This is a genomic window from Sphingobacterium daejeonense, from assembly GCF_901472535.1.
Classification (GTDB): Bacteria; Bacteroidota; Bacteroidia; order Sphingobacteriales; family Sphingobacteriaceae; genus Sphingobacterium; species Sphingobacterium daejeonense.
In genome coordinates this window covers 2,798,345-2,812,264 of record NZ_LR590470.1, presented here as the reverse complement: position 1 = coordinate 2,812,264, position 13,920 = coordinate 2,798,345, and the positions used below count along the sequence as shown (strand labels likewise).

The following is a 13,920-nucleotide window of genomic DNA, read 5'->3' as shown; positions in this document are numbered from 1 at the left end:
CTATGAGTTTACATATTCCAATTGTTATAGCTTTTACTGAAAATTATTTTGTACCTGCTGTTACTTGTTTATCATCTATTTTAAAAAATTCAGACTCTAAATATAAATTTGAAATTATTTGTCTTTTGACTAAAACTTTACCTCAAGAATATCAAAGTCTTTTAATGGAGTATTGCCCTGAGAGATTGAAATTTCGATTTTTAAATCTAGAAGGTAAATTAGACGGAGTATATGTTGATGAACGGTATACCATTGCAGCCTCATTCAGATTGTTATTACCTGAAATTCTAATGGAATATGACAAAATAATATATACTGATTGTGATGTCATCATACGAAATGATTTAGGCGACTTATTTGAAAATATAAACCTGGGGAATAATTATTTAGCAGCAGTATATGAAGTTGCAATTGATCATCAAATTCCATATATAAAAGAATTGGGATGTGAGCCAGGTTATTATTTTAATTCAGGATTCTTAGTAATGAATCTAGAATTGATGCGAAATGAAAATTTATCTGAAAAATTAATTAATGGCTTGAAAGTGCCATATTTACAATTTCCTGATCAAGATGTTCTAAATATTTATTGCAAAAATAGAGTCCTTGGTCTGCCTCCAATTTATAATGGAATAAGAACCTATTTTTTACCTCAGTATAAAGATGATTTTATTAATCGATATTCTGTTGCAGACTGGCACTCTGTTCAAAGCCATGGTACTATTCATTATACTGGAGGAAAACCGTGGAATGAACTTACTGTTAAATTTGAGGTGTGGTGGAAATATTACTTTGATCTACCCTCAAGAATTAAATCTAAGTGGACCCCAATTAAGAAAATCCAAAAATATGGGAAAATCTTCACTAGTTGGCCATTTTCTTATTTTGTTGATCCTGTTGTAAACTATATAAGAGTCATAAAAAACAAATAATATATTATGCTCCAGTCTTTACAAATATTAAGAGGGTTTGCCGCTATAATTGTTGCAATTGTACACGTATGGAACGATGGATTTTTACCAAAATTAATTATTGAATTTGGAGAGTTTGGAGTGGACATATTTTTTGTTTTAAGTGGATTTATAATGTGTCTTACGGTAAATGTAAATAGGGAAAACGAAATAGCAAACTCAAGCTATTTTTTATATCGACGTATAATTAGGATTTTTCCTATTTACTTAATATGTGCAATCCCATTAATACTTTTTATAACTCGAGTAGATGGTTTTAAAGGATTTTATTATTATTTAGGCAATCTATTACTACTTCCAACCTTCACCTCTGATCCAAATTATAATCTTGCTTTACCTGTAGGTTGGACCTTGGTTTATGAAATGTTTTTCTATTATATTTTCGCAATATTCTTATTGTTCATGAAAAACAAGAAGAAATTAATTTCAAGCATCTTATTGGTACTTTTTTTATTAGTAGTATTAGTGCAGCTGTTTGATTATCAAGGTGAAAAATTGCATTGGGTTAACTTTAGTTACATCATAGGAGATCCATTATTATTAAATTTTGGGATGGGTATTGTCTCATATTTTATTTTTGAAAGATTTAAAGATAAATTCGTGATTAATTTGTACCAAGGATATTTGTGTTTATTCTTATTATCCTTGATAAGTATATTTCTTATTTATCTACAATTTCCGAGGTTAGTATCAAATGGAATACCTTCTTTTCTAATAATTCTAATATTTTTATTTATACCAAATTCTCAATTATCTTCATCTTTTTCAAAGAAATTGATTTTTATAGGGAATGCATCATATAGTATTTATCTAACTCATTTTTATTTTGCATTTTTCAAACCTAAAATATATGAGATTGGAGCTAACTATTCTTTAAATGAATCTGTTGTAGTTAATTCTTATGGAATATTTTCCTTAATAAGTTCTATTATTTTAGGATGTATTTTTTATGTTATGATTGAAAAACCAATAATTCATTTATTTTCAAGAAAAAAGATATAAATGAGAGTTTATTGTTCTGTCATAACTGTAGATAAAAAATTAGGTTTATTATTTAATACAGACTAAAAATGAAGCATGCCTACCTAATCTTAGCACATAATGAATATGAGGTTTTATCGAAATTAATTGAGTTAATCGATGATCCAAGAAATGATATTTTTATACATATTGACAAGAAATCAGAATTGCCAGACGAAAGTTATATAAATACATTAAAATCTGAGGTTTATTTTTTGAAGGATCGAGTCGATGTAAGATGGGGCCATGTATCACAGATTGAGGCAGAAATAAATTTATTCCAATCAGCACATGAAAAGAGGAAATATGATTTCCTTCACTTAATATCTGGTGTGCATCTTCCATTATTCGATCAAAATCATATTCATGATTTTTACTCTACCAAAATTGGAACAGAAATTTTTTCACCAATGGAATCTGATCCTGTTGAGGCAGAAAACAAGATGCATCGATATAATTTTTTTTATGGATGAATTTCGTGCAAATGGTAAGGATAATCTCACGGCTCAAAAGGTTATGGAGGTTATTACTTGAACTTCAACATAAATTTGGAATTCGAAGAAATAAAGGCTTGAGTTTTGAAAAAGCCTCAAATTGGGTCAGTATTAGTTCTTCTGCTGCAAAGTATTTAGTTGACAGGAAGTCAATTATTTTAAACAGGTACAAATACACCATGTGTGGGGATGAATTTTTCGTGATATCTGAACTAATTAATTCTAATATGAATTGGAAATTAGAACATAATAATAAGATATTGAAACATGAAATAATAAATGCAAATGCCAAAACATATAAAAATGAGGATTTTGAGGAATTAATAAAATCTGAATGTTTATTTGCCAGGAAATTTAGTTCGAATAATTCAGAAATTATCAAATTGATTGAAAACAAAATAAAGAATTTTTAATGAAGCATGCATATTTAATACTTGCTCACAATGAATTTGGAATTCTACAGAAACTTTTAGATTCTTTAGATGATAATCGGAATGATATTTTTATTCATTTTGATTCGAAAGTTGAGGTTTTACCACATTTACAAGTGGAAAAAGCTGGATTACAAATATTAGTTAATCGAGTGGATGTTAGGTGGGGAGATTATTCAGTTTTGGAAGCGGAATTACATTTATTCGAATCAGCCTCTTTAAAGAACTCCTATGAATATTATCATCTTCTTTCTGGAGTAGATATGCCTTTGAAATCTCAAGATTTTATTCATCAATTCTTCGAAAACAATAGAGGTAAAGAATTTATAGGTTATTTTAAAGGTGATATTAAAGATGAATTATCGAGGAAGGTGAGGAGGTATCACTTATTCCCTGGCAATTTTAGAGAAAACGCTGGGCTGAATTTAATAAAAAAAGTAGGAAGATCTATATTTTTAAAATTTCAAGATATCATTGGATTTCAAAGAAATAGTAGAATTAATTTTAAAAAAGGTACACAATGGCTAAGCATTACTGATGAGCTCGTTAAGTTCATATTGACTCAGAGGCCAAATATAAAAAAACACCTATAAAAATACATTTTTGTTGTGATGAAATTGTAGTTCAAACAATCTGTTATAATTCTAAGTTTAAGGATCAAATTTATGATTTGAATGATGAAGCAAGAGGTTGTATGAGAGAGATTAGATGGGAAAATAATATTATTAGAGATTGGACTGATGATGACTATGAAGAGCTCATAAAGTCTGATAAACTTTTTGCAAGGAAATTCAACTCTAAGAATATGAAAATAGTAAATAAAATTCTGGAGTATGTAGTTTAATTCCTACGATTGTTTTTTTAAATAAAACTTAGTTTTGTGATAACTTGACCATGGATAGAAAAAAGCTAGTTTCAATTATTATTCCAGTATTTAACGCTGAGAAAACCTTGTATAAATGTTTAGATTCATTGAATAATCAAACTTACAAGAATTTACAGTTAATTTTCGTCAATGATTCAAGTAAAGACAACAGTTTAGATATACTTAATAATTTCAGTGATGAATCGGACTATAAAGTAAATGTTATTAGTCATGAAGTTAACAGAGGTGTTGCTGCTGCAAGGAATACAGGTTTAGATGCCGCTGTCGGAGATTACATTTACTTCGTTGATGCGGATGATAAGATCGATCCACAAACTATAGAACTGAGTCTTAATAAAGCTGAAGAAGATAATTTGGAAATTGTGGGGTTTAGTTGGTATTTAACTTTTGAAAAAAATGAGAGAGAAATGAACCAACCAAATTTTAATAATAGTTTTGAAGCAATAGAAAAAATGTTTTCTGGAATCATGAGATGGAACCTTTGGTTGTTTTTATTTAAAACATCCCTTTTTCAAGACCCAAAAATAAGATTTATAGAAGGAATGAACATGGGTGAAGATTTAATGGTTGCGACTAAACTTTTTTGCACTGCCTCACGAGTTGGTTATTTGAATAAACACTTCTATCATTACGGGCAGAGCAATACTGACTCCTTAACTAAAACCTACTCTGAAAGTCACATTGATCAAGTAACTTCGAACGTCGAAGAAGTAGAAAAATTTTTAAAAATCAGTGATTTATCCAATAAGTTGGGTAACTTAATTAACTATTTAAAACTAAATATAAAACTACCATTATTAATATCTGAAAACAAATCCCAGTACCAGAAGTGGTTAACTTGGTTTCCAGAAGCAAATGATTTTGTAATGGAAAATAAAACTTTGCCATTAAGAACAAGATTACTTCAGTTAGCTGCTGTTAAAAAACAATTTTGGTATATAAAACTTTATAATAAAGTCGTATTACGTTTAGTTTATGGCATTTTGTATAAATAATAATTTATGATAAAAGTTCTACAATATGTTTTTGTGGGTATTATAGTAAGTTTCTATTTCTTTACTATCAACTTTTCTTTTTTACCTATAGCATTAAATACCAAGGTAATTCTTGCATTGTTTGGAGTTCTTTTATTAGGATATAATTCAATTGTTTCTGGAAGTATTCAGATGTCAAGAGGGTTATTAGGGGCAATCTTTTTTGCGGCTATTTTTTCTATTATATGTGCTATCTCTGCTGATATAAACCATACTGATGATTATGCTTATGCAACCTATATAGTAAGTTTTGCAGTTTGGTTATTTGCTGCTTATGCAGTCTGTGTATTAATTAAAGGAGTTCATGGAAAAGTGGATTTATATTTGGTTGGGAATTATCTGATTGCAGTTTGTGTTGCTCAGTGTGTCTTAGCTTTAATGATTGACAATATAGAGCCATTTAAAGCTGTTGTAGATAGATTTGTTATCCAAGGGCAAGAATTCTATGATGAGGTAGAAAGGTTGTATGGTATTGGAGCTGCCTTAGACAATGCGGGAGTAAGGTTTTCTGTTGTGTTGTTAATTTTATCTGCTATTGTTTCTAAGAATTCGGACATCCGAAACAACAGATTGAGTCTAACCATATATATAATTTCATTTTTTGTCATTTTGCTTATTGGTAATATGATATCAAGGACAACTTCTGTTGGTGGAGGTTTGGCATTAGGGTATTTAGTTCTAAATACTGGAATATTTACATTTATAGTCAAGAAAAAATACTTCAAATTTCATGCTGTATTCTTTAGCATATTGATCATTGCTGTTGCTATTTCGGTATACTTATATAATACTAACAAAAATTTTCATGATGATATTAGGTTTGCATTTGAAGGGTTTTTCAATTGGGTTGAATTAGGAGAATGGAAAACAGGATCTACGGATAAATTAAACCGTGAAATGTGGATTTGGCCTACAGATACTAAGACATGGATTATCGGTTCCGGACTGTTTGATAATTTTGTTTACTCTACGGATATTGGGTACTGCCGCTTTATCCTTTATTGTGGAATCATTGGATTAAGTTCTTTCGGTCTGTTTTTTGTTTATAATGCTCTAGTTTTTGGTAGAAAAAACAAGAAATATTTCGACTTATTTCTTTTTTTACTCGCTCTTACATTTATAGTGTGGTTAAAGGTTTCTACCGATATATTCTTGATATATGCTTTGTTTTATTGTATTGAGGCTTTGAATTTTGGATTGGTCATGGAGGAAAAAAAAGAAATTTATGAAGATAGTATACTGCATCCTAGGTACATTTAACTCAGGAGGTATGGAGCGAGTGTTAGCTAATAAATCTAATTATCTTGCACAACTTGGTCATGAAATTACTATTATTACTACTGATCAAAATAACCGAAAACCTTATTTTCCACTTAATCATACTATTCGTCAAATTGACCTCGGTATAAATTATACAGAGAATAATAATACTGGTCTAATTAAAAAGCTATTCGATTATCCAAAAAAACAAAAAAGACATAAAAAATTGTTAACGGATCAACTTAATAAAATTAAACCAGATATAACAGTATCTCTTTTTGATCATGATGTTGACTTATTACCAAATATAAATGACGGAAGTAAAAAGATTGTTGAAATTCATTTTTCTCGGTTTAAAAGGCTTCAGTATGGGAGGAAAGGATTGTGGAGACTGATAGACAAATTCCGAAGTGGTAGAGATTTAGCAACAGTTAAACGGTACAGTAAGTTTGTTGTGTTAACTCATGAAGATAAGGATTATTGGGGGGAATTAGATAATATTGTTGTCATCCCAAACTCTAATAGTTTTCCAATTTTTGAACCGAGTTTATTAGAAAATAAGATCGTTATTGCAGTCGGTAGATATGACTATCAAAAAAGATTTGAAGATTTAATTGAGATTTGGAAAGATATCCAAAAATTTGCTCCGAATTGGAAGCTAAATATTTTTGGTAAAGGGCCAGATAAAAACAAACTTCAATTTTTAATCCAGGATCTCGGATTATCGGAGACTGTCAGTTTAAAAGATCCTGTTCAAGATATTGAAAATCAATATTTAAACAGTTCTATCATTGCTATGACATCGAGATATGAAGGATTACCTATGGCTTTATTAGAAGGTCAATCAGCTGGTTTGCCTTTAATATCTTATGCCTGTAAATGTGGTCCTAAAGATATTATTGATGAAGGTTTCAATGGATTTTTAATTGATGAGGGAGATAAAGAGAAGTTTGCTGAAAAATTATTAGAACTTATCGAAGATGATCATCTTAGGAAAGAAATGGGGAAAAATTCTTTTAACCATTCTAAAAATTTTTCTGAAGAAGTTATTATGCAAAAATGGATAGACTTATTTAATGAAACTCTTTCGAAAAAAATATGAAAACTATTGTTATATCTGCTGTTAATCTCGTTGAGGCCGGAACTTTAGAAATTCTTAAGGATTGTCTTAGATTTTTATCTAATTATTCTGATAAGAACGGTTATAGAGTAATTGCAATAGTTTATAAAAGAGAATTGGCAGACTTTCCCAACATTGAATATATTGAGACTCAATGGCCTAAAAAAAGATGGATAAATAGACTATGGTATGAATATATTTCATTAAAAAAAATATCTAAAGAAATAGGTCCAATTAATTTATGGTTTTCCTTACATGATACAAGTCCTTCTGTATTTGCAGAAAAGCGTGCAGTATATTGCCATAATTCTTTTTCATTTTATAAGTGGAAAATGCATGATCTAATATTTGCTCCAAAAATTGCAATGTTTGCGATATTTACAAAGTTCATCTATCAAACCAATATTCACCAAAACAATTATATAGTTGTACAACAAGAATGGTTCAGAAAGGGTTTATCGAAAATGTTCGGTATTGATCCCAAGAAAATTATTGTTGCTAGACCGAAAATTGATGATTCAGCTATTATTCTTTCTGAAATAAAAAAGTCAAAAGAAGATTATGAATTCCTTTTTGCTGGCTCTCCTAATAGTCATAAAAACTTTGAGGTTATATGTAAAGCTGCTAAAATACTTGTAGAAGAAAAAAAAATCAAAAATTTTAGGGTTACAATAACTGTAAAAGGGGATGAGAACAAATATGCTAAGTGGTTATTTGATAATTGGGGAAAAATAAAAAACATAAATTTTATTGGCTTTGTATCTAAATCAACTTTAAAAGATTTGTATTTAAGTGTTGATTGCTTGATTTATTCTTCAAAAGTTGAATCTTGGGGTTTACCTATTTCTGAGTTTAAAAACCTCAATAAACCAATGCTATTAGCGGACCTGCCATATGCACATGAGACATCTGAAGGAAGCATGAAAACATCTTTTTTTAATCCTGATAATCCTAAAGAACTTGCTTCTTATATGGCAAATTTAATTGATGGAAATTCTTCATTTTTTAAAACCTCAAGAAATCAAAAATATTCCTGCACCAAAAGCAGAAAATTGGGATGAACTTTTTAAAATATTATTGAATTAGCTATATGAATTCTGTATCCTTCATTTTAATAATTGGTATATTATATTTGTTATCAATAAGTTTTTGGCGAAAAAGATATGTTCCATTTACTATTAATGAATCTTCTAGTTTTAAAGGAATCTTAAGTATTTTGATAATTCTCTCACATGTTAATTTTCATGCCGATTTGCCATTTTTCTTAACTATAACAAAATGGGCCGGTACAAAAGGTTGCTCTATTTTTTTTTATTTCTGGTTACGGGTTAATTTCTTCATTTTCAAAAAAAGGAAAATCTTATTTAAAGAGCTTTTTCAGTAAAAGGGTTTGGAAAATAATATTCCCTTTAGTATTCATATCTTCGATATTTATATTCTTATATTACCTTGATACAGGTGGGTTTAATGGCAATTTGATTAAGGATTTATTAAAAGGTATTACTCCATTACCATATTCTTGGTTTGCTTATATAATAATAATATTTTATACACTTTTTTACTTTGTTTTCAAAACCAATTTTTCAATACATACAAAAAGTATAATCTTAATGTTGTTAGCATTCATTGTAAGTTTAATACTTTATAAAAATGGGTTTGACAGGGCATGGTGGGTATCAAATTTAGCATTCCCATTTGGAATGATTTACAAATTGAATGAAAATAAAATTATCTCAATTAGTAGAACTAAGATAGGTAATTTTGCTTCGTTCCAGTTGCGTTAATTATTGCTGGTGCATTTGCCTTTTTAAAAATTGAAATTTTATATGTCTTTTCCTATATTTTCATTGTTTTGGCAGTAATCGTATTGTTGAGTTATTCAGGATTGCCACAGGGTAGACTATTTAATTTTTTAGGAAAGGTATCTTACGAAACTTATTTAATTCATGGGGGAGTTTATTATTTATTAAGAGGCAACCATATATATATCCAAAATAACTATTTATACTTGATAGTTACGATTTTATTAACATTAATATTGGCATATATATTTAATCTGTTTTTTACAAATGTTTATAAATATAAAACATGAAAGTTCTACAAGTAGGCAAATTTTATCCGATCCGCGGAGGTGTTGAGAAAGTTGAGTATGATCTGATGTTAGGGCTTTCTAATCAGGGGGTTCGTTGCGATATGTTATGTGCTTCCACGGAAGATCATCCTGAGGCTACAATTCATATAAAATGAGTTTGCAACGATGTTTGTAATGCCAACACAGATCAATGCTGCAGCAACCAAATTGGCTCCAAGATGATCATGAAATTGAGAAAGATTGCTAAGGATTATGATATCATCCATATTCATCACCCTGATCCAATGGCTTGCTTGGCTTTATTTCTGACCAATTTCAAAGGAAAAGTTGTCCTTCATTGGCATAGTGATATTTTAAAACAAAAGACTTTGTTAAGACTGTACAAACCATTGCAGGATTGGCTCATTAAGCGAGCTGATATCATTGTGGGAACAACACCAGTATATGTCCAACAATCTAAATTCTTGCGTTCTGTACAGAATAAAGTCGATTATATTCCAATTGGTGTCGATGTTGACCAAAAATTATCCCCTATAAAAGAGTCTGTTAAGGCTGAATATCTAAATAAAAAAATAATATTTTCATTAGGTCGATTAGTTGAATATAAAGGCTATGAATATTTAATTAAATCAGCAAAATATCTTGATGATTCATACCAGATATTAATAGGAGGGAAAGGTCCTTTGAAGGATGAATTGCAGCAATTAATAGACAGCAATAATTTATCTGAAAGGGTTAAGTTGTTGGGTTTTATGACTGACGAAGAAGTTACAGGGTATTATCAGGCTTGTGATTTGTTTTGTTTAAGTTCTATTTTAAAGACAGAGGCATTCGCTATTGTCCAAATTGAAGCTATGGCATATGGTAAACCCATTGTTTCCACGAAGATTCCTGAATCGGGTGTAAGTTGGGTCAATAAGGATGGAGTATCTGGGTTGACTGTTGATATCTGTGATGAGCACGCTTTAGCTGATGCTTTTAAGCAGATATTCGGTAAAGAAGATGTCTACAAAAATCTCTCAAATGGAAGCAAAAATCGCTATTTAGAGCATTTTACGCGACAAAAAATGGTAGATAAATGTTTACAAATATATAATAAGATTTTAGCGTGATATAACCAATCCATAATTTTGCCTTAACATTGTAAAAGCGGTATTTATTGCTGTTCAACAAAAAAAATAATATTTGATTCTGAGTTCTTACACATTCTTGCTAAATTATCATTATAATAATAGACCTTAAGTTATGGATCGACCCATCACAAATAAAAGTTATAGAGTTCCAAATCAGATGTTTTTTGAAATCATCGAGTCTGAGCTCAAAACTGGAAAGTCTGTTAAATTTAATGTTGCCGGGAGCAGTATGTTGCCTTTTTTAAAAGATTCTGACCAAGTTGTAATCAAACAACCTAATCTTTCAGATGTTAAAATAGGAGATATATTACTAGTTAAATACGAGGGCAAGTTTATCTTGCATCGTTTGGTAAAGATATCTAATGGTGAATATTATTTAGCTGGAGACGGAAATCTTGACCAGATCGAGCGAGTTTCAGAAGCAGATGTCTTGGCACTGGTGGTTAAAGGTTTCAGGGGTAAAAGAGAATTGAAGGTTAATAATAAATTAAATAAAAGATTGGGTCTTGTTTGGTATTACATCAGGCCATTAAGGTATCTGATTAATAAGTTTTAAAGAGGATTTATAATGAGATTAAGAGAAGATTTGCAACTTAGAAAATTAGGAGAGGATTTTATAATTATCGATCCAGGTCAAGAAATGGTAGATATGTCTAAGGTTTTCACACTAAACGAAACTGCAGCTTTTCTTTGGGAAGAATTACTTCATAAGGAATTCAATGAATCAAATATAGTTGAATTGCTGATCGAGAATTACGAGGTTGACGAAAACACTGCTCAAGCAGATGCATTGAAATTAATCTCGGAATTTAAAAAAGGCGGTCTTATATCGGTTTAGAAATGCTACAAGATAGGATAACTAGTATATTTTTCTTCTTGCTAAAAACCGGATTATGGAAGGATTCAAATGGTGAATCAAACTTATTTCCATTAACTAACCGTGAATGGAATGAAATCTTTAAAACAAGTATTGCTCAAACTGTAGAATGTTTAATTTTTGATGGTATTCAAAAATTAAAGGTTGAAAACCAACCACCAAAAGCTTTGTTGTTGAATTGGGCAGTGAGAGTAGAAAAGCATGCTCAAAGGAATGAAGTTATGAATGCAACGATTTTAAACTTACATTCATTATTTGAGGTCGAGCATAATATACCGATGACACTTTTGAAAGGTCAAGGTATCGCAAAATGTTATGACAATCCTTTAAGGCGAATTTGTGGTGATATTGATTTATTCTTTAAAAATAAATCTGACTATAACCAAGCATTTTCAATTATTAACAAGAGGGGTTTGGAGATCAATCCGATGGCTGGATTTAGTGCTGAATATAAGTTTGATGGGTTTGAAGTTGAACATCATGAAAAAATGATTGACATTCATAATCCATTTGTATTTAAAACATTGAATAAGATAAGAAAGGATGAGGAAAACAAATCCACATTTTTAAATATCTCAGGTAGTTCTATAAGATTACCATCAGCAGTGGAAACAATTATTCAAGCTAATGCACATATATTAAAACATTTATTATCATTTGGAATAGGTATTAGGCAGCTTTGTGATTCAGCGAGAATTTATTCTTTCTATCATGAAGAATTGAAAAACACTGATTTAAAGTCAATTTATTCGAAATTGGGAATTAAAAAATGGATTGATATGTTGCATCAATTATTGGTGAAGTATTTAGGACTTGATGAGTCTTTTTTACCTTATCCTCTTGAATCTAAAATAAACTCAGATTGGATGATGCAAGATATTTTGGTTGCAGGCAATTTTGGCTTCCATAATGAGAATTTTAAACAGAAAGAAAGTGAATTAAAGGGAGAAAGAGCGTACAAGAAACGTAGGATCTGGCAAAGCTTTGTAAAATATGTCAGAGTAACTCCATCAGAGGCTATTTGGTTTCCATTAATGCAGTATTATTCTAGGATAAAAAAGTAAAATATTGTTTTCAGGGATAACATATCAGGTTAAATGGGCTTGGGAACAGGCTAAAGAATATAAAAGCGAATTAATTTTGTTTTTTATCCTTGAAATAATTGCAATAGCGTGTTCTTTATATTTCGTGATATGGTCTAAGCATGCCATCGACTATGCCATAAGTGGCGATAAAAATTCTGTTGATAAAGCATTGGTCCTGACTGTTCTGTTTATTGTTGCTGGACTGGTATTTAAAGCCTGGGGAGCCTGGATCAATGAACGTACTAGACCTAAAATGCTGATTTCATTGCAGAATAAGCTTATCAAGATTCAGATGCTATCCAGATGGAAAGTCATCAAGAATTGGCATACTGGGGACATGCAAATAAGGATAAATAATGATGCTAATGAAATAGTACAAATGATAGGTAATTCATTTATTACTTTTTTAATTACCGTTATTAAACTTGTTGCTTCTTTTGCTCTATTGTGGTCTATGGATCCTATGTTGGCTCTATTGATCTTAGCAATTTCACCCTTGTTTATTTTTACTAAGATATATTTCAAAAAACTTAGAGCAATAAACAGATCGTTAAAAGCTGCAGAATCAAACTTGGGAAAAGTTGTTCAAGAGAATTTGAGATTCAGAATGGCTTTACGTGCTTTGGGTCTACAAAATTTCAGATGGAGAAAAGTAGAAGATAGCCAATCGGATATCTATAATTTAAAGATGAAATTGTTGAATTTTTCAACCGTTTCTCAGAGTTCTTTGAAGTTCTTAATTAATGTGGGTTTTTTATTGACCTTTATATGGGGAGTTTACAAGTTGAGGTCAGACGAGATAACATTTGGTACCATGACAGCTTTCCTACAATTGGTAGGTAGGATACAAGGACCATTATTGTTATTAATGAGTTTTGTGCCTGTTTTTATAAAATTCAGAACTGCTGTTGAAAGGATTGAGGAGGTTTTCAAAACTGAGGTTGAAGATGAATATGTCCCTGAATTTATAAATGATCCGAATGAATTGGTCATTAAAAACTTGAGTTTCAAATATGAAGATAATTTGGTTATCAATGATTTTAATCTTCGTGTTAAAGTAGGTGAACCTACTGCAATAATTGGCTCAAGTGGGAAGGGTAAGACTACATTAATCAGATTGTTATTGTCATTAATAGAACCTAATAAAGGTGAAATTTATGTGAAAGCAGAAGGGAAGACTGTCCCCATAACGCACAATCATAGGGTAAACATTGCGTATGTTCCTCAAGGTGACAAGTTGTTTTCTGGCAGCATCAAGGAAAATATCATGACAGACACTGAAAATGTTAGCCCAGAGAAAATATATGAAGTATTGTATTTGAGTTGTTCAGAGTTTGTGTATGAATTGCCAGAAGGTTTGAATACGATTGTAGGAGAATCTGGTTATGGACTGTCAGAAGGACAGGCGCAAAGAATAGCCCTTGCCAGAGCATTGATGAAAGAAATAGTATCTGGTTATTTGATGAAGTGACATCAGCACTGGATCAAAAAACAGCTGAAACATTGATCGAGCGACT

General features: G+C 30.4%; 16 protein-coding genes and 1 pseudogene. All 17 read left to right on the top strand.

All coding sequences use genetic code 11. From position 1 onward, the window contains the following. Window positions 1–2: 2 nt before the first annotated feature. The gene (locus FGL31_RS13650) at window positions 3–932 is read left to right on the top strand and encodes a glycosyltransferase family 8 protein (RefSeq protein WP_138092209.1); all 930 of its coding nucleotides are present in this window, start codon (window positions 3–5) and stop codon (window positions 930–932) included. A gap of 6 nt (window positions 933–938) precedes the next feature. Continuing rightward, window positions 939–1,973: an acyltransferase family protein gene (locus FGL31_RS13645; protein WP_138092207.1), complete on the top strand. Its 1,035-nt coding sequence runs from the start codon at window positions 939–941 to the stop codon at window positions 1,971–1,973. A 68-nt stretch (window positions 1,974–2,041) separates the two neighbouring features. Continuing rightward, window positions 2,042–2,464, top strand: coding sequence for a beta-1,6-N-acetylglucosaminyltransferase (locus tag FGL31_RS13640; protein ID WP_138092205.1), 423 nt, complete (start codon window positions 2,042–2,044; stop codon window positions 2,462–2,464). 11 nt (window positions 2,465–2,475) lie between these two features. After that, the gene (locus FGL31_RS13635) at window positions 2,476–2,898 is read left to right on the top strand and encodes a hypothetical protein (RefSeq protein ID WP_138092203.1); all 423 of its coding nucleotides are present in this window, start codon (window positions 2,476–2,478) and stop codon (window positions 2,896–2,898) included. After that, window positions 2,898–3,509, top strand: a complete 612-nt coding sequence (locus FGL31_RS13630; protein ID WP_197734262.1) for a beta-1,6-N-acetylglucosaminyltransferase — start codon at window positions 2,898–2,900, stop codon at window positions 3,507–3,509. Before FGL31_RS13635 ends, FGL31_RS13630 begins: the two co-directional genes overlap by 1 nt. A 77-nt stretch (window positions 3,510–3,586) precedes the next feature. Next, window positions 3,587–3,760 carry a hypothetical protein gene (locus FGL31_RS23690; RefSeq protein ID WP_197734261.1) on the top strand — a complete coding sequence of 58 codons (174 nt, stop codon included), beginning with the start codon at window positions 3,587–3,589 and terminating at the stop codon, window positions 3,758–3,760. Between the two features lie 50 nt (window positions 3,761–3,810). Next, window positions 3,811–4,797, top strand: a complete 987-nt coding sequence (locus FGL31_RS13625) for a glycosyltransferase family 2 protein (RefSeq protein ID WP_138092201.1) — start codon at window positions 3,811–3,813, stop codon at window positions 4,795–4,797. Window positions 4,798–4,803: 6 nt separating this feature from the next. Then, the gene (locus tag FGL31_RS13620) at window positions 4,804–6,096 is read left to right on the top strand and encodes a hypothetical protein (protein ID WP_138092199.1); all 1,293 of its coding nucleotides are present in this window, start codon (window positions 4,804–4,806) and stop codon (window positions 6,094–6,096) included. Next, window positions 6,062–7,198: a glycosyltransferase family 4 protein gene (locus FGL31_RS13615; protein ID WP_138092197.1), complete on the top strand. Its 1,137-nt coding sequence runs from the start codon at window positions 6,062–6,064 to the stop codon at window positions 7,196–7,198. The genes FGL31_RS13620 and FGL31_RS13615 overlap by 35 nt, the downstream gene beginning before the upstream one ends. After that, complete coding sequence (locus tag FGL31_RS13610; protein WP_197734260.1) at window positions 7,195–8,277, top strand: glycosyltransferase family 4 protein; 1,083 nt, start codon at window positions 7,195–7,197, stop codon at window positions 8,275–8,277. Before FGL31_RS13615 ends, FGL31_RS13610 begins: the two co-directional genes overlap by 4 nt. Before the next feature lie 246 nt (window positions 8,278–8,523). Next, window positions 8,524–9,000, top strand: a pseudogene (locus tag FGL31_RS29945) (acyltransferase family protein); the annotation flags it as partial. A gap of 304 nt (window positions 9,001–9,304) precedes the next feature. Beyond that, on the top strand, window positions 9,305–9,463 hold the full coding sequence (locus FGL31_RS23685; protein WP_197734259.1) for a hypothetical protein: 159 nt from the start codon (window positions 9,305–9,307) through the stop codon (window positions 9,461–9,463). 63 nt (window positions 9,464–9,526) lie between these two features. Next, on the top strand, window positions 9,527–10,420 hold the full coding sequence (locus tag FGL31_RS13600; protein WP_197734258.1) for a glycosyltransferase: 894 nt from the start codon (window positions 9,527–9,529) through the stop codon (window positions 10,418–10,420). 133 nt (window positions 10,421–10,553) lie between these two features. Next, complete coding sequence (locus tag FGL31_RS13595; RefSeq protein ID WP_138092195.1) at window positions 10,554–10,997, top strand: S24/S26 family peptidase; 444 nt, start codon at window positions 10,554–10,556, stop codon at window positions 10,995–10,997. Window positions 10,998–11,009: 12 nt separating this feature from the next. After that, window positions 11,010–11,279, top strand: coding sequence for a PqqD family protein (locus FGL31_RS13590; RefSeq protein ID WP_099370122.1), 270 nt, complete (start codon window positions 11,010–11,012; stop codon window positions 11,277–11,279). Between the two features lie 38 nt (window positions 11,280–11,317). Beyond that, the gene (locus tag FGL31_RS13585) at window positions 11,318–12,382 is read left to right on the top strand and encodes a nucleotidyltransferase domain-containing protein (protein WP_171017678.1); all 1,065 of its coding nucleotides are present in this window, start codon (window positions 11,318–11,320) and stop codon (window positions 12,380–12,382) included. A gap of 4 nt (window positions 12,383–12,386) precedes the next feature. Further along, on the top strand, window positions 12,387–13,874 hold the full coding sequence (locus FGL31_RS13580; protein WP_197734257.1) for an ABC transporter ATP-binding protein: 1,488 nt from the start codon (window positions 12,387–12,389) through the stop codon (window positions 13,872–13,874). Window positions 13,875–13,920 lie beyond the last annotated feature (46 nt).

Coding starts and splice junctions, on each gene's coding strand:
- FGL31_RS13630 (WP_197734262.1), top strand. CDS start 2,898: ATGAAGCATGCATATTTAATACTTGCTCACAATGAATTTGGAATTCTA.
- FGL31_RS13625 (WP_138092201.1), top strand. CDS start 3,811: ATGGATAGAAAAAAGCTAGTTTCAATTATTATTCCAGTATTTAACGCT.
- FGL31_RS13650 (WP_138092209.1), top strand. CDS start 3: ATGAGTTTACATATTCCAATTGTTATAGCTTTTACTGAAAATTATTTT.
- FGL31_RS13640 (WP_138092205.1), top strand. CDS start 2,042: ATGAAGCATGCCTACCTAATCTTAGCACATAATGAATATGAGGTTTTA.
- FGL31_RS13610 (WP_197734260.1), top strand. CDS start 7,195: ATGAAAACTATTGTTATATCTGCTGTTAATCTCGTTGAGGCCGGAACT.
- FGL31_RS13600 (WP_197734258.1), top strand. CDS start 9,527: ATGATCATGAAATTGAGAAAGATTGCTAAGGATTATGATATCATCCAT.
- FGL31_RS23685 (WP_197734259.1), top strand. CDS start 9,305: ATGAAAGTTCTACAAGTAGGCAAATTTTATCCGATCCGCGGAGGTGTT.
- FGL31_RS13645 (WP_138092207.1), top strand. CDS start 939: ATGCTCCAGTCTTTACAAATATTAAGAGGGTTTGCCGCTATAATTGTT.
- FGL31_RS13590 (WP_099370122.1), top strand. CDS start 11,010: ATGAGATTAAGAGAAGATTTGCAACTTAGAAAATTAGGAGAGGATTTT.
- FGL31_RS13615 (WP_138092197.1), top strand. CDS start 6,062: ATGAAGATAGTATACTGCATCCTAGGTACATTTAACTCAGGAGGTATG.
- FGL31_RS13635 (WP_138092203.1), top strand. CDS start 2,476: ATGGTAAGGATAATCTCACGGCTCAAAAGGTTATGGAGGTTATTACTT.
- FGL31_RS13620 (WP_138092199.1), top strand. CDS start 4,804: ATGATAAAAGTTCTACAATATGTTTTTGTGGGTATTATAGTAAGTTTC.
- FGL31_RS13595 (WP_138092195.1), top strand. CDS start 10,554: ATGGATCGACCCATCACAAATAAAAGTTATAGAGTTCCAAATCAGATG.